At 71.0% G+C, this 21,013-nt stretch carries 18 protein-coding genes; 8 read left to right on the forward strand and 10 right to left on the reverse strand.

Annotation, left to right across the window (positions count from 1 at the left end; all coding sequences use genetic code 11):
- The first annotated feature begins 200 nt into the window (after window positions 1-200).
- The 3 genes from lpdA (at window position 201) to chvE (ending at window position 3,821) form a co-directional block, all read left to right on the forward strand.
- Window positions 201-1,613: a dihydrolipoyl dehydrogenase gene (gene lpdA, locus ACIHAR_RS10035; RefSeq protein WP_365459300.1), complete on the forward strand. Its 1,413-nt coding sequence runs from the start codon at window positions 201-203 to the stop codon at window positions 1,611-1,613.
- Window positions 1,614-1,716: 103 nt separating this feature from the next.
- The gene (locus tag ACIHAR_RS10040; protein ID WP_365459303.1) at window positions 1,717-2,205 is read left to right on the forward strand and encodes a hypothetical protein; all 489 of its coding nucleotides are present in this window, start codon (window positions 1,717-1,719) and stop codon (window positions 2,203-2,205) included.
- Between the two features lie 524 nt (window positions 2,206-2,729).
- On the forward strand, window positions 2,730-3,821 hold the full coding sequence (gene chvE / locus ACIHAR_RS10045) for a multiple monosaccharide ABC transporter substrate-binding protein (protein ID WP_365459306.1): 1,092 nt from the start codon (window positions 2,730-2,732) through the stop codon (window positions 3,819-3,821).
- A gap of 178 nt (window positions 3,822-3,999) precedes the next feature.
- Here chvE and ACIHAR_RS10050 read toward each other — a convergent pair whose 3' ends face one another.
- Window positions 4,000-4,356, reverse strand: coding sequence for a metalloregulator ArsR/SmtB family transcription factor (locus ACIHAR_RS10050; RefSeq protein ID WP_365459309.1), 357 nt, complete (start codon window positions 4,354-4,356; stop codon window positions 4,000-4,002).
- Window positions 4,357-4,424: 68 nt separating this feature from the next.
- On the opposite strand from ACIHAR_RS10050, the gene ACIHAR_RS10055 reads away from it, so the two are divergent.
- The 4 genes from ACIHAR_RS10055 (at window position 4,425) to ACIHAR_RS10070 (ending at window position 9,088) form a co-directional block, all read left to right on the forward strand.
- On the forward strand, window positions 4,425-6,629 hold the full coding sequence (locus ACIHAR_RS10055) for a heavy metal translocating P-type ATPase (RefSeq protein WP_400018405.1): 2,205 nt from the start codon (window positions 4,425-4,427) through the stop codon (window positions 6,627-6,629).
- Window positions 6,630-6,708: 79 nt separating this feature from the next.
- Window positions 6,709-8,235 carry an AlkA N-terminal domain-containing protein gene (locus ACIHAR_RS10060; RefSeq protein ID WP_400018407.1) on the forward strand — a complete coding sequence of 509 codons (1,527 nt, stop codon included), beginning with the start codon at window positions 6,709-6,711 and terminating at the stop codon, window positions 8,233-8,235.
- A 33-nt stretch (window positions 8,236-8,268) separates the two neighbouring features.
- On the forward strand, window positions 8,269-8,778 hold the full coding sequence (locus ACIHAR_RS10065; RefSeq protein WP_400018409.1) for a methylated-DNA--[protein]-cysteine S-methyltransferase: 510 nt from the start codon (window positions 8,269-8,271) through the stop codon (window positions 8,776-8,778).
- A gap of 109 nt (window positions 8,779-8,887) precedes the next feature.
- Window positions 8,888-9,088, forward strand: a complete 201-nt coding sequence (locus ACIHAR_RS10070) for a DUF2191 domain-containing protein (RefSeq protein WP_365459318.1) — start codon at window positions 8,888-8,890, stop codon at window positions 9,086-9,088.
- Between the two features lie 38 nt (window positions 9,089-9,126).
- Here ACIHAR_RS10070 and ACIHAR_RS10075 read toward each other — a convergent pair whose 3' ends face one another.
- Together ACIHAR_RS10075 and ACIHAR_RS10080 are read right to left on the reverse strand one after the other, a co-directional pair.
- Entirely contained in the window at window positions 9,127-9,624 is a 498-nt protein-coding gene (locus tag ACIHAR_RS10075) for an NUDIX domain-containing protein (RefSeq protein ID WP_400018411.1), read from the reverse strand.
- 76 nt (window positions 9,625-9,700) lie between these two features.
- On the reverse strand, window positions 9,701-10,777 hold the full coding sequence (locus ACIHAR_RS10080; RefSeq protein WP_400018413.1) for an ADP-ribosylglycohydrolase family protein: 1,077 nt from the start codon (window positions 10,775-10,777) through the stop codon (window positions 9,701-9,703).
- A 243-nt stretch (window positions 10,778-11,020) separates the two neighbouring features.
- Between ACIHAR_RS10080 and ACIHAR_RS10085 the strand changes: the two genes are divergently transcribed.
- A complete protein-coding gene (locus ACIHAR_RS10085) occupies window positions 11,021-12,139 on the forward strand; it encodes a glycerate kinase (protein ID WP_365459572.1) in 1,119 nt (372 codons plus the stop codon).
- Window positions 12,140-13,144: 1,005 nt separating this feature from the next.
- On the opposite strand, the gene pssA is transcribed toward ACIHAR_RS10085, so the two are convergent.
- From pssA to ccrA, 7 genes are all read right to left on the reverse strand, one after another.
- Window positions 13,145-13,963, reverse strand: a complete 819-nt coding sequence (gene pssA / locus ACIHAR_RS10090; protein ID WP_059254185.1) for a CDP-diacylglycerol--serine O-phosphatidyltransferase — start codon at window positions 13,961-13,963, stop codon at window positions 13,145-13,147.
- 22 nt (window positions 13,964-13,985) lie between these two features.
- Window positions 13,986-14,642, reverse strand: a complete 657-nt coding sequence (locus tag ACIHAR_RS10095; protein WP_365459327.1) for a phosphatidylserine decarboxylase — start codon at window positions 14,640-14,642, stop codon at window positions 13,986-13,988.
- A 170-nt stretch (window positions 14,643-14,812) separates the two neighbouring features.
- Entirely contained in the window at window positions 14,813-16,018 is a 1,206-nt protein-coding gene (locus ACIHAR_RS10100) for an acyl-CoA dehydrogenase family protein (protein ID WP_400018415.1), read from the reverse strand.
- Window positions 16,019-16,020: 2 nt separating this feature from the next.
- Entirely contained in the window at window positions 16,021-16,533 is a 513-nt protein-coding gene (locus ACIHAR_RS10105) for a MaoC family dehydratase (RefSeq protein WP_365459333.1), read from the reverse strand.
- A gap of 5 nt (window positions 16,534-16,538) precedes the next feature.
- Entirely contained in the window at window positions 16,539-17,498 is a 960-nt protein-coding gene (locus ACIHAR_RS10110) for a CoA ester lyase (RefSeq protein ID WP_365459336.1), read from the reverse strand.
- The gene (locus tag ACIHAR_RS10115) at window positions 17,495-19,522 is read right to left on the reverse strand and encodes a protein meaA (RefSeq protein WP_365459339.1); all 2,028 of its coding nucleotides are present in this window, start codon (window positions 19,520-19,522) and stop codon (window positions 17,495-17,497) included. The genes ACIHAR_RS10110 and ACIHAR_RS10115 overlap by 4 nt, the downstream gene beginning before the upstream one ends.
- An 18-nt stretch (window positions 19,523-19,540) precedes the next feature.
- Window positions 19,541-20,884, reverse strand: coding sequence for a crotonyl-CoA carboxylase/reductase (gene ccrA, locus ACIHAR_RS10120; protein WP_365459342.1), 1,344 nt, complete (start codon window positions 20,882-20,884; stop codon window positions 19,541-19,543).
- Window positions 20,885-21,013: the final 129 nt, after the last annotated feature.

Here is a 21,013-nt window from a genome sequence, read left to right on the forward strand (position 1 = left end):
GCGTCCGGCTCCGCCCGCAACCACCTGCCGGCCTCGAACTGACCGATCCGCGGGAGAACGGCGTGCCCCCGCCATGCCATCCGGCGGTTCATTTCGTCACAACAGTGCTCGATCACTCGCGCATTCCCCCCGGCGAGGCGAAACAATCGGAACGGCAGCACACGTCAACCCTCATGCACTCCACGGAAAAGGAACGTCCCATGGTCGAGCAGGACGAACGCTTCGACGTCGTGGTCCTCGGCGCCGGCCCCGGCGGCTACGTCGCCGCGGTCCGCGCCGCGCAACTGGGCAAACGAGTCGCGGTCGTCGAGGAGAAGTACTGGGGCGGTGTCTGCCTCAACGTGGGCTGCATCCCCACCAAGGCCCTCCTGCGCAACGCCGAACTCGCCCACATCCTCACCCGTGAGGCGAAGACCTTCGGCATCAAGGTCGACGGGCAGATCTCCTTCGACTACGGCGAGGCCTACCGGCGCAGCCGCAAGGTCGCGGACGGCCGCGTCAAGGGCGTCCACTACCTGATGAAAAAGAACAAGATCACCGAGTACGACGGCCGCGGCACCTTCCTCGACCCGCACACCCTCCAGGTGACCGACTACGAGGGCACCACCCGCACGATCGGCTTCGACCACTGCGTCATCGCCACCGGCGCCACCCCCAAGCTCCTGCCCGGCACCCGCCGCACCTCCCGCGTCGTCACCTACGAGGAGCAGATCCTCGCCGAGGACCTCCCCCGGTCGGTCGTCATCGCCGGAGCAGGCGCCATCGGCATCGAGTTCGCCTACGTCCTGCACAACTACGGCGTGAAGGTCACCATCGTCGAGTTCCTGGACCGCGTCGCCCCGCTCGAGGACGCCGAGGTCTCCGCCGAACTCGCCCGCCAGTACCGCAGGCTGGGCATCGACGTGCTCACCTCCACCCGCGTCGACGCCATCGACGAGTCCGGCCCCCAGGTCCGTGTCACCGTCACCGCCAACGACGGCAGCCGGCACATCCTGGAAGCCGACAAGGTCCTCCAGGCCATCGGCTTCGCCCCCAACGTCACCGGCTACGGCCTGGAGAACACCGGCGTGACCGTCACCGAGCGCGGCGCGATCGACGTCGACGGCCGCTGCCGCACCTCCGTCCCGCACATCTACGCCATCGGCGACGTCACCGCGAAACTGATGCTCGCGCACGCCGCCGAGGCGATGGGCGTGATCGCCGCCGAGACCATCGCCGACGCCGAGACCATGGAACTGGACTACGCCATGATCCCGCGCGCCACCTACTGCCAGCCCCAGATCGCCAGCTTCGGCTACACCGAGGCCCAGGCCCGCGACCTCGGACACGACGTCAAGGTGGCGAAGTTCCCCTTCAGCGCCAACGGCAAGGCACACGGTCTCGGCGACACCACCGGCTTCGTCAAACTGATCAGCGACGCGCAGTACGGCGAACTCATCGGCGGCCACCTCATCGGCCCCGACGTCACCGAACTGCTGCCGGAACTCACCCTGGCCCAGCAGTGGGACCTCACCGTCCACGAGATCGCCCGCAACGTCCACGCCCACCCGACACTGGGCGAGGCCGTCAAGGAGGCCGTCCACGGCCTCGCCGGCCACATGATCAACATGTGAGGCCGGGTGGCGGGGCCGCTCACCCGAACGGCCCCGCCACGCTCGCCCCCGCGGCACACCCGGGATGTCCTGCAACTCAGCCCCCCGAAAAGGACACCCGCCCATGACAGCCCGCCCGCACCCCGACCCCTCAGCCCCCGGCGGCGGCTCGCGGGGCGAGATCGGCACCGCCTGGTCCGTGCCGCCCGGCGGCCCCCGCCGCCCCTCCCCGCGGCACGACTCCCGACTCAACGGCGACATCGGCTTCGCCGGCGTCCTGATGCTGTGCAGCGGGATCCTCGCCGTGCTCCAGGGCATCGCCGCCCTCGCCGGGGACGACGTCTACGCCCGCGTCGGCGCCTACCTCTACGGACTGAACCTCGCCGGGTGGGGCTGGATCCACCTCGTCCTGGGCGTCCTCGCCACCGCCACCGGCGCGGGCCTGCTCAAAGGCGCCGGCCGGGCCCGCTCCGCGGGCATCCTCCTCGCCTCGCTCAGCCTGGTCGCCCAGTTCCTTTTCCTGCCCTACGAACCGCTCTGGTCGGTCGTGGTGATCGCGATCGACGTGTTCGTGCTCCGGGCCCTGGCGTCGCGCCGGGAGGGCGCGGGCTGAGCGCGTTCCGCTGTCCGCACGTGATCGCCGGGGGCGGGGGAGTGCGGGGGTGCGGGCGAGTGCCGGGGTGCGGGGCGAGTGGGCGTGAACTCCGTTGAGTGTCGGGGGAGATGCCCTCGCACTCGGTTCGCCGGAGCCCCAGGAGTTGAACGAAGCGTCGTTCTTCCGCACCTTTATGCAACCGTTCCTGTTCACACCGTTGACACTCCGCACACCCCCTCTTAGCGTCGCGCCAGCATTCCGACCGAGTGACGATATTTCGAACGACTGAAAGGCTCGTCGTGCCCTGCGCCTCACCGGTATCAGCACCCCTGGCCGGGACGCCGTGACGCGGCCCGGCTTCCGAACGGGCGCACACCGGCGAAGGGTTCACGAGAGTCGTCGAGCCCCGGACGCCGGGCCGCACCGACCCCCCGATCGGCGATCGGCGGGGCAGCGAGGCGCCTGAGCGCCGACGCGAGCAAGGTGCCGGGGACCTGACCATCGTCACCCCTCAACGACGAGAAGCACGAGGAACGATCACCATGCGCAACCGAAGAGCCGCGCTCGCCGCCATCGCCGGAGCCGTCTCCCTGGCTCTCACCCTGTCCGCCTGCGGCGAGAGCGGCGAAGGGGGCAGCGCGAAGGGCGGCGGCACCATCGGCGTCGCCCTGCCGACGCAGGCCTCCGAGCGCTGGGTCACCGAGGGCAAGAGCGTCGTCGAGGACCTCCGGGCCAAGGGGTACCAGGCCAAGCTGGTCTACGGCCAGGACAAGCCGGACACCCAGGTCGCACAGATCGAGGACCTGATCGAGCAGGGCGTCGACGCGCTGATCATCGCGGCCATCGACAACAAGTCGCTGAACGGCGTGCTCCAGCAGGCCGCCGACGCCGGCATCGCGGTGATCTCCTACGACCGGCTCATCCTCGGCACCAAGAACGTCGACTACTACGTCTCCTTCGACAACGAGCAGGTCGGCCGGCTCCAGGCCCGCTACATCATCGACCGGCTCGGACTGGAGGAGGGCAAGGGCCCGTTCGACATCGAGCTGTTCGCGGGCTCCCCCGACGACAACAACACGAAGTACTTCTTCAACGGTGCGATGGCGCTCCTGCAGCCGTTCCTGGACAGCAAGCAGCTGATCGTCCGGTCCGGCCAGACCGGGCTCGGCGAGGTCACCACCCTGCGCTGGGACGGGCCCACCGCGCAGAAGCGCATGGACGCCATCCTCGCCGAGTCGTACAAGAGCAGGACGGTCGACGCGGTCCTGTCGCCGTACGACGGCATCTCCCTCGGCGTCCTGTCCGCGCTGAAGGCGGACGGCTACGGCTCCGACAGCAAGCCCCTCCCCGTCATCACCGGCCAGGACGCCGAACTGGCCTCGGTGAAGTCGATCATCGCGGGGGAGCAGTCGCAGACCATCTACAAGGACGTCCGCGAACTCGCCGAAGTCGCCGCGGACATGGCCGACGACATCCTCAAAGGCAAGACCCCGAGGATCAACAGCAGAAGGGCCTACAACAACGGCGTCAAGTCCGTGGCCGCCTTCCTGCTCCAACCGACGAGCGTCGACAGGACCAACTACGACCTGGTCCTCGTCGCGGGCGGCTACTACACCGCCCAGGAACTCAAGTAGCCCCAGGACTCCGCCGGAACCCCTCCGCCCCCGAGGGCGCCGCCGGTGTCCGGCCCTGCTGACCCGCCCGCGGACGCCGGCCCGCGGACAGGCCGAGAACCACGCCTGTGTCCGGCGGGGTCCGTGGGCGGCCTGCGGGAACGCTGCCGCTCCCCGGCCCCGTCGCCGCCCGCCCGCCTTATTCGGAGGTGTCGCTGATCCCCAGCCGTAGGTGCTCCACGTGGTAGACCGCCTGGTCGAGCAGTTCGGCCACATGGTGGTCGTGCAGCGCGTAGACGATCGACCGGCCACGCCGCTCGCCGACCACCAGGCCCAGGTTGCGCAGCAGCCGCAACTGGTGCGAGCACGCCGACTGCTCCATGCCCACCTCGGCGGCCAACTCCGTCGCGGGCAACGGCCCCTCGCGCAGACGGGCGAGGATCAGCAGCCGGGAGGGGGTGGAGAGGGCCTGGAGGGTGGTGGCCACCTTGGCCACGTTGTCGGCGTCCAGACGGACGCGCTCGGTGGCTGAGGTGGTGACCGCTCCATGACCCATGCGGGACATCCTACCCGGCACACATGAACACATGAACGGATCTTCATCTGTTCCTGTATGGTGGCCGCGTGTCCACCACTCTCGCCTCCCCGCCGACCACCGCGTCCCCCTCGACGGCCCCGTCCCGCCGCACCCGCATCCTCAGCCTCCCGGAGGCCCGCTGGGCCCTGACGGCCACCGTCGCCTTCCTGCTGAGCCTCGGACTGGACCTCGGCGGCGCGCCGTCGTGGGCCTACGGAACCCTGTATGCGGTCGCCTACGTCACCGGCGGCTGGGAACCCGCCCTCGAAGGCCTGCGGGCACTGCGCGACAGAACCCTCGACGTCGACCTGCTCATGATCGTCGCCGCACTCGGCGCCGCCGCGATCGGCCAGGTCCTCGACGGAGCCCTGCTCATCGTCATCTTCGCCACCTCCGGCGCCCTGGAGGCCCTGGCCACCGCCCGCACCGCCGACTCCGTGCGCGGCCTCCTCGACCTCGCCCCCGACACCGCGACCCGGCTGACCGACGCGGGCGAGGAGACCGTACCGACCACCGAACTCGCCGTCGGCGACGTGCTGTTGATCCGCCCCGGCGAACGCATCGGCGCCGACGGCCGCGTCGTCGACGGCGTCAGCGAGGCCGACCAGGCGACCATCACCGGCGAACCCCTGCCCGTCGTCAAACGCCCGGGCGACGAGGTCTTCGCCGGCACCCTCAACGGCACCGGCGCCCTGCGCGTCCGCGTCGAACGCGACCCCGCCGACTCCGTCATCGCCCGCATCGTCACCCTCGTCGAGGAGGCCTCCCGCACCAAGGCGCCCACCCAGCTGTTCATCGAGAAGATCGAACAGCGCTACGCCGTCGCGGTCGTGGCCGCCACCCTCGCCGTCTTCGCCGTACCGCTCGCCTTCGGCGCCGACCTCACCGGCGCCCTGCTGCGCGCCATGACCTTCATGATCGTCGCCTCCCCGTGCGCGGTCGTCCTCGCCACGATGCCGCCCCTGCTCTCCGCCATCGCCACCGCAGGCCGCCACGGCGTCCTGGTCAAGTCGGCGGTCGCCATGGAACGCCTCGGCGAGATCGACACCGCGGCCCTCGACAAGACCGGCACCCTCACCGAGGGCACCCCGGAGGTCACGGACATCACCCCGCTGCCCGGCTCCGGCCTCGACGAGGACGCCCTCCTCGCCCTGGCCGCGGCCGCCGAACACTCCAGCGAGCATCCGCTGGCCCGCGCGATCGTGAGGGCCGCGCGGGGGCGGGGCCTGCGGTTCGCCCCCGCCGAGGACTTCACCGCGACCCCGGGGCGCGGGGTCACGGCGGTGGTCGACGGGTGTGTGGTGGGGGTCGGGCGTGCGGAGGACGCCGTCGTTGACCGTGTGCAGGGGGACGACGGTATGGGGGATTCTGCGGACCGTGCTCCCGCCGGCGGCGGTATGCGGGATTCCGTCGACCGTGTTCTCGCCGGCGACGGTATGGGGAATGCTGTCGACCGTGATCCCCGTGACAGCGGTATCCGGGATTCCGTCGACCGCGGCCTTGCCGGCGACGGTATGCGGGATGTCGTCGACCGTGGTCCCCGTGACAGCGGTATCCGGGATTCCGTCGACCGTGGTCCTCGTGGCGACGGCATGCGAGATTCCGTCGACCGTGGTCCTCGTGGCGACGGTATGCCAAACTCCGCCGGCACCACGGTCGTCGTCACCCGCGACGCCACCCCGGTGGGCACCCTCACCCTCACCGACCGCCTGCGCGCCGCCGCCCCCGAGGCCGCCACCGCCCTCGCCGCCCTCACCGGCACCACCCCCGTCCTCCTCACCGGCGACAACGCGCGGGCCGCCGCCCGCGTCGCCGACGCCACCGGCATCACGGACGTCCGCGCGGGCCTGCTCCCGCAGGACAAGGTGAGCGCCGTCCGCGAACTCCACGAGGCGGGCCGCAAGGTGCTGTTCGTGGGCGACGGCGTCAACGACGCCCCGGCGCTCGCCGCCGCACACTCCGGGGTGGCCATGGGCCGGGCGGGTTCGGACCTCGCCCTGGAGACGGCGGACGCCGTCGTCGTCCGTGACGACCTCACCGCGGTCCCCGCGGTCGTCCGGCTGTCGCGGACCGCCCGTCGGCTGGTGCTGCAGAACCTGGTGATCGCGGGGACGTGCATCACCGGCCTCGTGGTGTGGGACCTCGTCGGTCACCTGCCGCTTCCGCTGGGCGTGGCCGGGCACGAGGGGTCGACCGTGCTGGTCGGGCTCAACGGTCTGCGGCTGCTGCGGGACCGCGCCTGGAACGGGTGATCCGTGCCGGTGCTGGCCACGGGAGGTTGATGTCGGATTCTCGCCAGCGCCGGAGCGGCCGGTGGTCGATGCTGGACGCATGCAGAACGGGATGTACACCGACCGGGAGCGCTGTGTGCGTGCCGTGCAGTCCAAGGACGCGCGGTTCGACGGCTGGTTCTTCACGGCGGTTCTGACCACCGGTATCTACTGCCGGCCGAGCTGTCCGGTCGTGGCGCCGAAGCCGGAGAACATGACCTTCCAGCCGAGTGCCGCCGCCTGCCAGCAGGCCGGTTTCCGGGCCTGCAAGCGCTGCCGGCCCGACACCAGCCCGGGCTCCCCGGAGTGGAACCAGCGCGCCGACCTCGTCGCCCGCGCCATGCGGCTCATCTCCGACGGTGTCGTCGACCGCGAGGGGGTGCCGGGTCTCGCCACCCGGCTCGGCTACAGCACCCGCCAGGTCGAACGCCAACTCCTCGCCGAACTCGGTGCGGGTCCCCTCGCGTTGGCCCGCGCCCAGCGTGCCCAGACCGCGCGCCTGCTCATCGAGACCAGCGACCTGTCCATGGCGGACGTGGCGTTCGCCGCCGGTTTCGCCTCCGTCCGCACCTTCAACGACACCGTGCGCGAGGTCTTCGCGCTCTCCCCGAGCGAACTGCGCGCCCGGGTCACCGGGAAGAACGGCCCCGCCCGGCCGGGGGACACCGTGACCCCGGCCACGCGGGCCACGCCGGCCACCCCGGGAACGCTCCACCTCCGACTGCCGTTCCGCGCCCCGCTCAACCCCGACAACCTCTTCGGCCACCTCGCCGCGACCGGCGTTCCCGGGGTGGAGGAGTGGCGGGACGGGGCCTTCCGGCGCACGCTGCGGCTGCCGTACGGGCACGGCATCGTGGCACTCACCCCGCGCCCCGACCACATCGGCTGCCGCCTCACCCTCAGCGACCTGCGGGACCTCTCCGTCGCCATCAGCCGGTGCCGGCGCATGCTCGACCTGGACGCCGACCCGGTCGCCATCGACGACCAGTTGCGCACCGACCCGCTGCTCGCCCCCCTGGTGGACAAGGCTCCCGGCCGCCGTGTACCGCGCACCGTCGACGAGGCGGAGTTCGCGGTCCGCGCGGTCCTCGGGCAGCAGGTCTCCACGGCGGCCGCCCGCACCCACGCGGCCCGCCTGGTCACCGCGCACGGCGACCCGGTGGCGGACCCGGACGGCGGGCTCACCCACCTCTTCCCGTCCCCCGAGGCACTCGCCGCGGTCGACCCCGAGTCCCTGGCGATGCCCCGCACCCGCCGCACCACCTTCACCACCCTCGTCGGCCAACTCGCCGACGGTTCCCTGCACCTGGGTGTGGAGAGCGACTGGTCCGAAGCGCGGGCCCGCCTCCTCGACCTTCCCGGCTTCGGCCCCTGGACGGTCGACGTCATCGCGATGCGCGCCCTCGGCGATCCCGACGCCTTCCTCCCCACCGACCTCGGGATCCGGCGCGCGGTCCAGGAGCTGGGCCTGCCGTCCACGCCCGCGGCACTCACCGCCCGTGCGGCGGCATGGCGCCCCTGGCGGGCGTACGCCGTGCAGTATCTGTGGGCGACCGACAGCCACCCGATCAACTTCCTCCCTGTGTAAGGGCACGCCATGCAGACCGCCACGATGACCACCATGAGCCCCATGACCCCCATGACCACCACGAAGCGGCACACCGTCGTCGACAGCCCCTACGGCCCCCTCACCCTCGTCGCCGACGACGGTGTCCTGTGCGGCCTCTACATGACCGAACAGCGCCACCGCCCCCCGGAGGAGAACTTCGGCCCCCGCGACGACACGCTCTTCGACGCGGTCGAGAAGGAACTGGAGGCCTACTTCACAGGCGAGTTGAAGGAGTTCACGATCGAACTGCGCCTGCACGGAACCCCGTTCCAGCGCACCGTGTGGGCCGAACTCCTGAAGATCCCCTACGGCGAGACCCGCACCTACGGCGAACTCGCCGACGCCCTCGGCAAACCCTCCGCCTCCCGCGCGGTGGGCCTCGCCAACGGCAAGAACCCCGTCGGTATCATCGTCCCCTGCCACCGCGTCATCGGCGCGAGCGGCAGCCTCACCGGCTACGGCGGCGGCCTGGCCCGCAAGCAGCGCCTGCTGGACTTCGAGAGCGGTACGTCCCTCTTCTAGGCACAAGGGGTCATCGAGAGCGATGGTGACCGTGGTCCTGACCGCCCACGGCCCATCGCACCCCCGCCATCAGGTTATCGAGCGGCGGGGCGGGTGTTACTGTCCGGCCATGGCCAAGGTCGCTGTCTCCCTCGATGCCGAACTCGTCGTCGAGGTCATGGTGCTCACCGGTGTGGGCAACCCCCAGGACGCCGTCGAACTCGTCGTCCGGGACTACATCGAGCGCGGGCACCGTACGGAGGCCCGGACGGCCACGCGTGACGAGGAACTGCGCGCGGTGGACGTCAAGCCCCGCGACGTCGAGGGCTGATCCGGGATCACCCCGGCCGGACGCCGCGAGTCCGCTCGTCAGGCCACCCGGTGGCCGTTCTCCAGCTCGGCCGTGGCCGAGCCGTCCGCCAGTGCGTCGAGTGCGGCCAGTACCCGGTGGCCCAGCGAGCCCAGCAGGTAGTCGGTGATCTCCTCACGCGGGACCAGCCGCCAGGACAGCAGTTCGGCCTCCTGCAGCCGGATCGCCGCGAAGTCCTCTTCGGGGAGGACCCCGCCGTCGTACACGTACGCCACCAGCGGCGGCCGGTTCGTGCCGTGCACCCAGTCCACCGCGAGCAGCCGGCCCAGTGGGAGGTCGAGGCCGATCTCCTCGAGCGTCTCGCGGCGGGCGGCCTGCCGAGGCGTCTCGCCCTCGTCGGACTCGATCGTGCCGCCCGGGAGCGCCCACCCCTCACGGTAGCTGGGCTCGACCAGCAGCACCCGCCCTTCGGCGTCCCGGAACAGCGCGGCGGCGCCGGCCAGGACGCGCGGCAGGGAGGCGATGTACGCGGCGAAGTCAGTCTCAGCAGTGGTCATCCTGGAAGGGTAACCAGGCCCCGGACCCGCGGGCCCGGCTCGCGAGCGGCGCGAAGGAGCGGGCGAGCGGGCCGCGTCACGGTGCGTCCGCCCCCACGAGCCGTACCGTCCGCTCCGCCAGTTCGCTGATCCGCACCCCGTCGAACCCGAACACCGCGCTGCGCACGGTGTCCTCCAGGGGTTCCGTCCAGTGCGCGGGGATCGCCCGCGCACCGGTCAGGACGCCGGCGACGGATCCGGCCGTCGCGCCGTTGCTGTCGGTGTCCAGACCGCCGCGGACGGTGAGGGTGATGGTGCGGGTGAAGTCGCCGTCGCCGTACAGGAGCCCGGCGGTGAGGACGGCGGCGTTCGGGACGGTGTGGATCCAGCCGAGGCCCGCCGTCTCCTCCGCGATCGTCGTCAGCGTGTCCTCCCAGGGCATGCGGGTGTCGTGGAGGGAGACCACGCGGCGTACGACGCGGGCGAGGCGGCTGCTCGCCGGGATCACGGCCAGCGACTCGTCGACGGCGTGCCGCACCGTCGGCGCCGTGAACGCGGCCGAGACCAGCGCCGCCGCCCACATCGCCCCGTACACGCCGTTGCCGGTGTGCGACAGCGTGGCGTCCCGGCGGGCGAGCGACGCGGCCCGGCGCGGGACGCCGGGGCAGGTCCAGCCGTAGATGTCGGCGCGGATCAGCGCGCCGATCCACTCCTGGTAGGGGTTGTCGTACGTCGCCGTCAGCGGCGGCTTCAGACCGTTGGCGAGGTTGCGGTACGCCGCGCGTTCCGCGGTGAACGTCTGCAGGTACGGCAGCCGCAGCAGCCACAGGTCGCCGACCTGCTCGGTGCTGAAGTCGAAACCGTGGGTCTCCAGCAGGTCCAGGCCGAGGATGGCGTAGTCCACGTCGTCGTCGCGGCAGCTGCCGTGGATGCGGCCGCGCACGCACTGGCGCCATTCGGGGCGCAGCGGCGCGTCGTCGTCCCCGGCGGCCGGAGCGGGCAGGTAGTCGGTGAGCGGCAGGGCGGCGGCCCGCCGCAGGTAGCGGTCGATGCGCTCGCGCGTCCACAGGTCGCCCTGCTCGACCGGTTTGCCGAGCATGTTCCCGGAGATCCGGCCCAGCCAGCCCCCGAGGATGCGGTCGGTGAGTTCGGTGTCGGTGCCCACAGGGGTCATAGGTCCGGTGTACCCGATCGAGGGGCCGACCGCGCCGCCCCGTCGCCGCTCGAGGACCGCCGGCGCGCCGACCGAGGACCGCCGGAGGTTCGCTCGGGGCCGTTCGAAGGACGGGCCGGGCATGACGGGGGAGGCCTCCTCCGGATAGGGTCGCTGCGGCGCGACTGGCCCCTGACGTGCGCGGGGCCCGGAGAGCAAGGGGATGGCAAGGTGGCGGACACTGCAGCGCAGGGCACCCGCAGGGTGCTCGTGGCCGCGGACAAGTTCAAGGGCTCGCTGACGGCCGTGGAGGTCGCCGAGCGGGTGACGGCCGGGCTGCGCCGGGTCGTGCCGGACGTCGAGGTGGAGGCCCTGCCCGTCGCCGACGGCGGCGACGGCACGGTCGCCGCGGCGGTCGCGGCCGGCTTCGAACGCCGGGAGGTGCGGGTCGCCGGGCCCCTCGGTGACGAGGTGACCGCCGCGTTCGCGCTGCGCGGGGACACCGCGGTCGTGGAGATGGCCGAGGCGAGCGGCCTGCAACGCCTTCCGGCCGGCGTGTTCGCGCCGCTCACGGCCTCCACGTACGGCTCCGGGGAACTGCTGCGGGCCGCGCTGGACGCGGGCGTCCGCACGATCGTGTTCGGGGTCGGCGGCAGCGCCACCACGGACGGCGGAGCGGGCATGCTGTCCGCGCTCGGCGCGCGCTTCCTCGACGGGGACGGCGAGCCGGTCGCCCCGGGCGGCGGCGGTCTCGCGGCACTCGCCCACGCCGACCTCTCGGGCCTCGACCCCCGGCTGTCCTCGGTGGAACTCGTCCTCGCCAGCGATGTCGACAACCCGCTGACCGGGCCCAAGGGCGCCCCGGCGGTGTACGGGCCGCAGAAGGGCGCCTCCCCGGACGACGTGGAGGCGCTGGACGCGGCCCTCGGGCACTACGCGAAGGTCCTGGAGGCGGCGGTCGGCCCGAAGGCCGCAGAGTACGCCGCCGCGCCGGGTGCGGGGGCCGCGGGCGGCATCGGCTACGGCGCCCTGCTCATCGGCGCCCGCTTCCGCGCCGGCATCGAGGTCATGCTCGACGTCCTGGGCTTCGCGCCGGCGCTGGAGAGGGCCTCGCTGGTCATCACCGGCGAGGGTTCCCTCGACGAGCAGACCCTGCACGGCAAGGCGCCCGCGGGCGTCGCCGCGGCCGCCCGCGCGGCCGGCAAGGAGGTCGTCGCGGTGTGCGGGCGGCTCGCCCTGCCGCCGGAGGTGCTCGGCCGGGCCGGCATCCGGCGGGCGTACCCCCTCACGGAGGTCGAGCCGGACGTCGCGACGTGCATCGCGGAGGCCGGTCCCATCCTGGAGCGGGTCGCGGAGCGGATCGGACGCGACTTCCTGAGCTGAAACGGAGGCCGGGGGCCACCAGCCCCCGCCGCCCATCCCCACCCCCTCCCCGGGGCTCCGCCCCACCGGCCCCGCCAGAGGGCTGCGGCCCTTCGGACTCCCGCTCCAGCCCTGCCGGAGGGCTGCCGCTCCTTCGGACATCCGCTCCAGCCCTGCCGGAGGGCTGCCGCTCCTCCGGACTCCCGCTCCAGCCCTGCCGGAGGGCTGCCGCCCCTCCGGATACCCGCTCCGGTCCCGTACGGGCTGCGCATCGCTCCGGTCCGTACGGGCTGCGCATCGCTCCGGTCCCGTACGGGCTGCGCATCGCTCCGGTCCCGTACGGGCTGCGCATCGCTCCGGTCCGTACGGGCCGCGCATCGCGGCAGCCCCAGCGGGCCGCGCCTCGCGGCCCCGGACGGGCTGCGCTCATGACGTTGCACGGGGCTGCCCTTCCTTCACCTCGACCGAACACAACACCGACCTCGTCGGCTGCCTTGACCGACTCGCGCGGCTCACCGGGGACCGGCTCTGCCTGGAGCGGCGCGCGCGTGCGGCGGGCTTCGTCAGCCTCACGGCTCTCGACCGGCCTTGCCCCACGGCACTGCACGGGCTGCGCCTCACGGGTCCCGGCACCGGCCGCCTCACCACCCTGCACGGGCCGCGCCGCCAACGCCGGACGGGCCCGGTCGCCGTCCCCCGTGGCCGGCGCTCGCCAGGTCGACCCGCGGCAGGGCCCGCATGAGGCCCGCCCCCGCCGCACCGAGCCCCGTGGCCGGCGGGCACAGGCCACCGAGTCCCGTGGCCGGCGGCACAGGGCACCGAGTCCCGTGGCCGGCGGCACAGGGCACCGAGTCCCGTGGCCGGCGGGCACAGGCCACCGAGTCCCGTGGCCGGCGTGGGCGTGTGGGCGCGGGCCGGGCTCCGGAAGCAGGGCCGCGGTGGACGCCCGTGCGGGTGCCGGCCGGTGGACATGTGAAGGGCCCCGGACCGAGCGGTCCGGGGCCCTTCACAGCACAGCATCGCGCGCTACGGCAGTTGCGCCGCCCGCGCCTCCCGCCGGTTGTCGCGGAAGTTGTTCACCCGGCGGGCCGTGGCGAACAGGGGGATCACCGCGCCCATGACCAGCTGCAGCGCGCAGCCCGTCTGGAGGAGCAGCTGGCCGCTCGGGGCGTCGAAGGCCCAGGCCGCCAGGAGGCCCATCGACAGGACGATCCACGAGAGCATCGCGCCGGCGAGGCGGCCCCGCGGCTTGGGGTACTCCACGCGGCTCACCATCAGCCAGGCGGTGCCCAGGATGGCGAGGAGCGTCGCGACGAAGGGCAGCTCCAGGAGGACGATCGAGACCACCGTCAGCGCGCCGAACGGCGAGGGCATGCCCTGGAACATGCCGTCCTTCATCGTGACGCAGGAGAATCTCGCGAGCCTCAGCACGACCGCCAGCAGGACGACGATCGCGCCGACCGCCGCCACCCGCTGGTGCGCGTCGTCGGCGACCATGCCGTAGACCAGGACGAAGTACGCCGGGGCCAGGCCGAAGCTGATCAGGTCGGAGAGGTTGTCCAGCTCCGCCCCCATGGGGGAGGAGCGCAGCTTGCGCGCCACCAGGCCGTCGAACAGGTCGAAGACGGCCGCGCACAGCATCAGGATGACCGCTGTGGCCGCGCTGTGGCGGGCCATGCCGGACTCCTGGCTGCCGGTGAGATGCGGGATCAGGATGCCCGTGGTGGTGAAGTACACCGCCATGAAGCCGCACGTGGCGTTGCCGAGGGTGAGGGTGTCCGCTATCGACAGCCGGAGAGAGAGGGGCATCTCCTCCTCTTCGTCCACCTCGTCGGCCTCGGGCACCCAGCCCGCCTGGGTCTCCGGGTCAATCACGGTCAATGCGAGTCACCCCTGCCACGGTCTTCTGCCCCACCTCGACCGCGACGTCCACGCCCTCGGGCAGGTAGATGTCGACGCGCGAGCCGAAGCGGATGAGACCGATCCGGTCGCCCTGCTCGACCTTCGTGCCCTGCGGGATGTAGGGGACGATGCGGCGGGCGACGGCGCCGGCGATCTGGATCATCTCGATGTCACCGAGCTCGGTGTCGAAGTGCCAGACGACGCGCTCGTTGTTCTCGCTCTCCTTGTTGAACGCCGGCACGAACCCGCCGGGGATGTGCTCGACCGACGTCACCGTGCCGGACAGCGGCGCGCGGTTGACGTGGACGTTGAGCGGGCTCATGAAGATCGCGACGCGGGTCCGTCCGTCCTTCCACGGCATGATGCTCTGCACCACTCCGTCGGCGGGCGAGATGACCCGGCCCTGCGCGATCTCGCGCTCGGGGTCGCGGAAGAACCACAGCATGCCCGCCGCGAGAGCGGTGGCGGGTACGGCGACGGCCTTCGCGACGCCGGAGCGGCGGGCGCGGACGAGACTGACGGCTGCGGTGGCGACGGTCGGCAGGAGCCACGGCGATGCTCCGCGCGCGAGGCGTACGCCGACCAGGCTGTCGCGAGGTGCAGAGGTTTGGCTGTGGGGCATGGATGACCTTCGTAGCGGATGATGCCGCGCTTCGACGGGGGGACGGCGGCTTTCCGCGATCGTAGCGGTTCGGGGCCGCAACTGGGTAAGCCAGGAAGCCGAGTCGGCGGCGGAAGCGGATTGACGGGGTGTGATCTTCTTCTCGAAGAAAACACCCCCAACCCGGACATCTATCCCTGGAACCGATACTCTTCGAGCAACCTGCGGCCGATGATCATTTTCTGGATCTCGGCGGTACCTTCACCGATGAGCAGCATCGGGGCCTCGCGGTAGAGGCGCTCGATCTCGTACTCCTTGGAGAAGCCGTAGCCGCCGTGGATCCGGAAGGCGTCCTCCACGACCTCTTTGCAGTACTCCGAGGCGAGGTACTTCGCCATACCCGCCTCGAGGTCGTTTCGTTCACCGGAGTCCTTTTTGCGTGCAGCGTTCACCATCATGGCATGGGCGGCCTCGACCTTGGTAGCCATCTCGGCCAGCTTGAACTGGATGGCCTGGTGCTGGGCGATCGGCTTGCCGAACGTGTGACGCTGCTGGGCGTACTGGACCCCGAGCTCGAACGCACGCTGTGCGACGCCGCAGCCACGTGCCGCGACGTTGACGCGGCCGACCTCCACGCCGTCCATCATTTGGTAAAAACCGCGGCCTGTCACCCCTCCGAGCACGCGGTTCTCCGGAATCCGCAGGCCGTCCATGATGAGCTCGGTGGTGTCGACACCCTTGTAGCCCATCTTGTCGATCTTGCCCGGGATGGTGAGGCCGGGGCGGACCTGGCCGAAGCCGGGCTCCTTCTCGACCAGGAAGGTCGTCATCGACTTGTGGGGCGCCGTGCCCTCGGGGTGTCCTTCGTCACTTCGCACGAGGACGGCCACGAGGGAGGACGTGCCGCCGTTGGTCAGCCACATCTTCTGGCCGTTCAGGACGTACTCGTCGCCGTCCTTCACCGCCTTCGAGGTGATCGCCGACACGTCGGAGCCCAGGCCCGGCTCCGACATCGAGAAGGCGCCGCGGATGTCGCCGGCCGCCATCCGGGGCAGGAAGTGGTCCTTCTGCTCCTGGGTGCCGTGCTGCTTGAGCATGTACGCCACGATGAAGTGCGTGTTGATGATGCCGGAGACGGACATCCAGCCGCGGGCGATCTCCTCGACGCACAGCGCGTACGTCAGGAGCGACTCGCCCAGGCCCCCGTACTCCTCGGGGATCATCAGGCCGAACAGGCCCAGCTCCTTCAGGCCGTCGACGATCTGCTGGGGGTACTCGTCGCGGTGCTCCAGCTCGGTCGCGACCGGGATGATCTCCTTGTCCACGAAGTCGCGGACGGTGGCGAGGATCTCCTGCTGGACGTCGGTCAGACCGGCGGTCTGGGCGAGACGGGCCATCGTTACTTCTCCTGCGACTTCGGCTCCGGGCGGCCGGGCTGCTCGCCGCCGCGCTCCTTGATGTACGTCTCGGTGGGCACCATCACCTTGCGGCGGAACACGCACACGAGGGTGCCGTCCTGCTTGTAGCCCTTGGTCTCGACGTGGACGATGCCGCGGTCGTTCTTCGACTTCGACGGCCACTTGTCGAGCACGGTCGTCTCACCGTAGATCGTGTCGCCGTGGAAGGTCGGCGCCACGTGCTTGAGCGACTCGATCTCCAGGTTGGCGATGGCCTTGCCGGAGATGTCCGGCACGGACATGCCGAGCAGCAGCGAGTAGATGTAGTTGCCCACGACGACGTTCCTGCCGAAGTCGGTCGTCTTCTCCGCATAGTTCGTGTCCATGTGGAGCGGGTGGTGGTTCATGGTGAGGAGACAGAAGAGGTGGTCGTCGTACTCCGTGACCGTCTTCCCGGGCCAGTGCTTGTAGACCGCCCCGACCTCGAACTCCTCGTAGGTGCGCCCGAACTGCATCGCGCTCAGCCCTCCGGAATCTCGAACTTGCTGGTGCGCTGCATGCCGGCGGCGCGTCCCTTGCCGGAGATGACCAGCGCCATCTTGCGGCTGGCCTCGTCGATCATCTCGTCGCCGAGCATCGCGGAGCCCTTCTTGCCGCCCGCCTCGGACGTGTAGTAGTCGTACGCGTCCAGGATCAGCTCGGCGTGGTCGTAGTCCTCCTGGGAGGGCGAGAAGATCTCGTTGGACGCCTCGACCTGGCCCGGGTGCAGCACCCACTTGCCGTCGAAGCCGAGCGCGGCGGCGCGCTGCGCGACCTCGCGGTAGCCGTCGACGTTGCGGATCTGCAGGTAGGGGCCGTCGATCGCCTGGAGGTTGTTGGCGCGGGCGGCCATCAGGATCTTCATCAGGATGTAGTGGTAGGCGTCCGCCGGGTAGCCGGGCGGCTGCTCGCCCACGACCAGCGACTTCATGTTGATCGACGCCATGAAGTCGGCCGGGCCGAAGATGATCGTCTCGACGCGCGGGGAGGCCTGCGCGATCTCGTTGACGTTGTTGAGACCCTGCGCGTTCTCGATCTGCGCCTCGATGCCGATGCGGCCGACCTCGAAGCCCATCGTCTTCTCGATCTGCGTCAGCAGCAGGTCCAGGGCGACGACCTGCTGGGCGTCCTGCACCTTCGGCAGCATGATGCAGTCGAGGTTCTGGCCCGCGCCCTCGACGACCGTGACGACGTCGCGGTACGTCCACTCGGTGGTCCAGTCGTTGACGCGCACGACCCTGGTCTTGCCGGTCCAGTCGCCCTCGTTGAGGAACTTCACGATGGTGTGCCGCGCCTCGGGCTTGGCGAGCGGCGCGCACGCGTCCTCCAGGTCGAGGAAGACCTGGTCCGCCGGGAGGCCCTGCGCCTTCTCCAGGAAGCGGGGGTTGCTTCCCGGGACCGCGAGACACGAGCGGCGGGGACGCAGACGGTTGACGGTCATGCGGGGACCTCCAGGGGGTCGAGCTTGTTCGCTTTCCGGATCTCGTCGACGATGCGGCCGATGATCCCGGTGATGTCGAAGTCCTTCGGGGTGAAGACGGCGGCCACTCCGGCGGCCCTGAGCTGCTCGGCGTCACCATTCGGGATGATGCCACCGGCGATCACCGGTATATCTGTGGCACCGGCCACACGCAGCCGCTCCAGCACGTCCGGCACGAGCTGGGCGTGCGAGCCGGAGAGGATGGACAGGCCGACCGCGTGCACGTCCTCGGCGAGGGCCGCGTCCACGATCTGCTCCGGCGTCAGCCGGATGCCCTGGTAGACCACCTCGAAGCCGGCGTCGCGCGCCCGCACGGCGATCTGCTCGGCGCCGTTGGAGTGCCCGTCCAGCCCCGGCTTGCCGACCAGGAAACGCAGCTTGCCCACGCCCAGGTCCCGTGCGGTCACCTCGACCATGCGGCGCACCTCGGACAGGGCCGAGCCCTCCTCGGCGGGCACCGCCACCGGCGCCGACGAGACACCGGTCGGCGCCCGGAACTCGCCGAACACCTCGCGCAGCGCCCCCGCCCACTCGCCGGTCGTGACGCCGGCGCGGGCGCACTCCAGGGTCGCCTCCATGAGGTTGTCGGTGCCCTTGGCGGCCTCCTTCAGCCGCTCCAGTGCCTTGCAGGGGCGCGGGTGGTTGAAGGGCGGCTGGTACCGCGTGTCGCGCCAGTGCTGGAGGGAGGCGATCACGCGGGCCTCGACGGCCGGGTCGACCGTCTGGATCGCCGTGTCCAGGTCGGCGGTCAGCGGGTTCGGCTCGGTGGTCTCGAAGATGTTGACGCCGATGATCTTCTCCTGGCCCGACTCGATCCGCGCCCGGCGCTCGGCGTGCGAGGCGACGAGCTGCGACTTCAGGTAGCCGGACTCGACGGCGGCCATCGCGCCGCCCATCTCCTGGATCCGCTCGATCTCCGCGAGGGACTCCTCGACCAGCGCGTTCACCTTCGCCTCGACGACGTGCGAACCCTCGAAGATGTCCTCGTACTCCAGCAGGTCGCTCTCGTGGGCGAGGACCTGCTGGATGCGCAGCGACCACTGCTGGTCCCAGGGGCGGGGCAGGCCCAGCGCCTCGTTCCAGGCGGGGAGCTGCACGGCACGCGCGCGGGCGTCCTTGGAGAGGGTCACGGCCAGCATCTCCAGCACGATCCGCTGGACGTTGTTCTCCGGCTGCGCCTCGGTCAGTCCCAGCGAGTTGACCTGGACGCCGTAGCGGAAGCGGCGGTGCTTGGGGTCCTGGATGCCGTACCGCTCGCGGGTGACCTGGTCCCAGATGCGGCCGAAGGCGCGCATCTTGCACATCTCCTCGATGAAGCGGACGCCCGCGTTCACGAAGAAGGAGATCCGGCCGACGACGTCGCCCATGCGGTCCTGCGGGACCTGCCCGGAGTCCCGGACGGCGTCGAGGACGGCGATCGCGGTGGACATCGCGTACGCGATCTCCTGCACCGGCGTGGCCCCGGCCTCCTGCAGGTGGTAGCTGCAGATGTTGATCGGGTTCCACTTCGGCATGTGGGAGACCGTGTACGCGATCATGTCCGTCGTCAGGCGGAGCGAGGGTCCCGGCGGGAACACGTGGGTGCCCCGCGAGAGGTACTCCTTGACGATGTCGTTCTGGGTCGTGCCCTGGAGCTTGGTGACGTCCGCGCCCTGCTCCTCCGCGACGACCTGGTAGAGCGCCAGCAGCCACATGGCGGTGGCGTTGATGGTCATCGAGGTGTTCATCTGCTCCAGGGGGATGTCCTGGAACAGCCGGCGCATGTCACCGAGGTGCGCGATCGGCACGCCGACCCGGCCCACCTCGCCGCGGGCGAGGACGTGGTCGGAGTCGTAGCCGGTCTGGGTCGGCAGGTCGAACGCGACCGACAGACCCGTCTGGCCCTTGGCGAGGTTGCGCCGGTACAGCTCGTTGGACGCCTCGGCCGTGGAGTGACCGGCGTACGTGCGCATCAGCCACGGCCGGTCCTTCTGACGCTCAGTCATCTATGACCTCGGATGTCCTCAGATGTTCCGGAACCGGTTGATGGCATCGATGTGCCGCGCACGCTTCTCCTCGTCGCGCACGCCCAGGCCCTCCTCGGGCGCCATGCACAGCACGCCGACCTTGCCCTGGTGGAGGTTGCGGTGCACGTCGTAGGCGGCCTGGCCGGTGTCCTCCAGGGAGTACACCTTGGACAGGGTCGGGTGGATCTTGCCCTTCGCGATGAGCCGGTTGGCCTCCCAGGCCTCGCGGTAGTTGGCGAAGTGGGAGCCGATGATGCGCTTCAGGGACATCCACAGGTAGCGGTTGTCGTACTCGTGCATGTAGCCCGAGGTCGAGGCGCAGGTGGTGATGGTGCCGCCCTTGCGGGTGACGAAGACGCTCGCGCCGAAGGTCTCGCGGCCGGGGTGCTCGAAGACGATGTCGATGTCCTCGCCGCCGGTGAGCTCGCGGATGCGCTTGCCGAAGCGCTTCCACTCCTTCGGGTCCTGGGTGTTCTCGTCCTTCCAGAACTTGTAGCCCTCGGCGGTGCGGTCGATGATCGCCTCGGCGCCCATGGACCGGCAGATCTCCGCCTTCTGCGGCGAGGAGACGACGCAGATCGGGTTGGCGCCGCCGGCCAGCGCGAACTGCGTGGCGTACGAACCGAGTCCGCCGCTCGCGCCCCAGATCAGGACGTTGTCGCCCTGCTTCATGCCGGCGCCGTTGCGGGAGACGAGCTGCCGGTAGGCGGTGGAGTTGACCAGGCCGGGGGCCGCCGCCTCCTCCCACGACAGGTGGTCGGGCTTCGGCATCAGCTGGTTGGACTTGACCAGGGCGATCTCGGCGAGGCCGCCGAAGTTGGTCTCGAAGCCCCAGATGCGCTGCTCCGGGTCGAGCATGGTGTCGTTGTGGCCGTCGGACGACTCGAGTTCGACGGACAGGCAGTGCGCGACGACCTCGTCGCCGGGCTTCCAGGCGTTGACGCCGGGTCCGGTGCGCAGGACGACGCCCGCGAGGTCGGAGCCGATGATGTGGTACGGCAGGTCGTGGCGCTTGGTGAGCTCGCTCAGCCTGCCGTACCGCTCCAGGAAGCCGAAGGTCGACAGCGGCTCGAAGATCGAGGTCCACACGGAGTTGTAGTTGACGGAGGAGGCCATGACGGCCACCAGCGCCTCGCCCGGACCGAGTTCCGGCAGCGGGACCTCGTCCAGGTGGATCGACTTGCGGGGGTCCTTGTCGCGGGTCGCGAGGCCCGCGAACATCTCCGTCTCGTCCTTGTGCACGGTGATCGCGCGGTACGACTCGGGGAGCGGGAGGGCGGCGAAGTCCTCCGACGTGGAGTCGGGCGACTGGATCGCGGCCAGGATGTCCTTCACGGTCACGGTGTTGCCTCCGGCGATGCGCGCCCCGAGGGAAGGGCGCTGAGGGTTACGTCGGTGCTGCTGAGGGTTCGGGGAGTGCCGTCGGTTCGGCGGGTGGTGCTGATCGGCAGCGCTTTGTGGCGCGGGAGG

This window comes from Streptomyces sp. NPDC052016, from assembly GCF_044548445.1.
Taxonomy (GTDB): domain Bacteria; phylum Actinomycetota; class Actinomycetes; order Streptomycetales; family Streptomycetaceae; genus Streptomyces.

Excerpts from the sequence above, each read along its gene's own strand:
- ACIHAR_RS10105 (WP_365459333.1), bottom strand. The coding sequence starts at position 16,533 with ATGCAGTTCGGGCGCACCTACGAGGAGTTCGAGGTCGGGGCGGTCTAC.
- chvE (WP_365459306.1), top strand. The coding sequence starts at position 2,730 with ATGCGCAACCGAAGAGCCGCGCTCGCCGCCATCGCCGGAGCCGTCTCC.
- ACIHAR_RS10050 (WP_365459309.1), bottom strand. The coding sequence starts at position 4,356 with ATGGGTCATGGAGCGGTCACCACCTCAGCCACCGAGCGCGTCCGTCTG.
- ACIHAR_RS10110 (WP_365459336.1), bottom strand. The coding sequence starts at position 17,498 with ATGACCGTCAACCGTCTGCGTCCCCGCCGCTCGTGTCTCGCGGTCCCG.
- ACIHAR_RS10040 (WP_365459303.1), top strand. The coding sequence starts at position 1,717 with ATGACAGCCCGCCCGCACCCCGACCCCTCAGCCCCCGGCGGCGGCTCG.
- ACIHAR_RS10070 (WP_365459318.1), top strand. The coding sequence starts at position 8,888 with ATGGCCAAGGTCGCTGTCTCCCTCGATGCCGAACTCGTCGTCGAGGTC.
- lpdA (WP_365459300.1), top strand. The coding sequence starts at position 201 with ATGGTCGAGCAGGACGAACGCTTCGACGTCGTGGTCCTCGGCGCCGGC.
- ACIHAR_RS10115 (WP_365459339.1), bottom strand. The coding sequence starts at position 19,522 with ATGACTGAGCGTCAGAAGGACCGGCCGTGGCTGATGCGCACGTACGCC.
- ACIHAR_RS10075 (WP_400018411.1), bottom strand. The coding sequence starts at position 9,624 with ATGACCACTGCTGAGACTGACTTCGCCGCGTACATCGCCTCCCTGCCG.
- ACIHAR_RS10060 (WP_400018407.1), top strand. The coding sequence starts at position 6,709 with ATGCAGAACGGGATGTACACCGACCGGGAGCGCTGTGTGCGTGCCGTG.
- ACIHAR_RS10100 (WP_400018415.1), bottom strand. The coding sequence starts at position 16,018 with ATGGCCCGTCTCGCCCAGACCGCCGGTCTGACCGACGTCCAGCAGGAG.
- ACIHAR_RS10080 (WP_400018413.1), bottom strand. The coding sequence starts at position 10,777 with ATGACCCCTGTGGGCACCGACACCGAACTCACCGACCGCATCCTCGGG.
- ACIHAR_RS10095 (WP_365459327.1), bottom strand. The coding sequence starts at position 14,642 with ATGCCCCACAGCCAAACCTCTGCACCTCGCGACAGCCTGGTCGGCGTA.
- ACIHAR_RS10065 (WP_400018409.1), top strand. The coding sequence starts at position 8,269 with ATGAGCCCCATGACCCCCATGACCACCACGAAGCGGCACACCGTCGTC.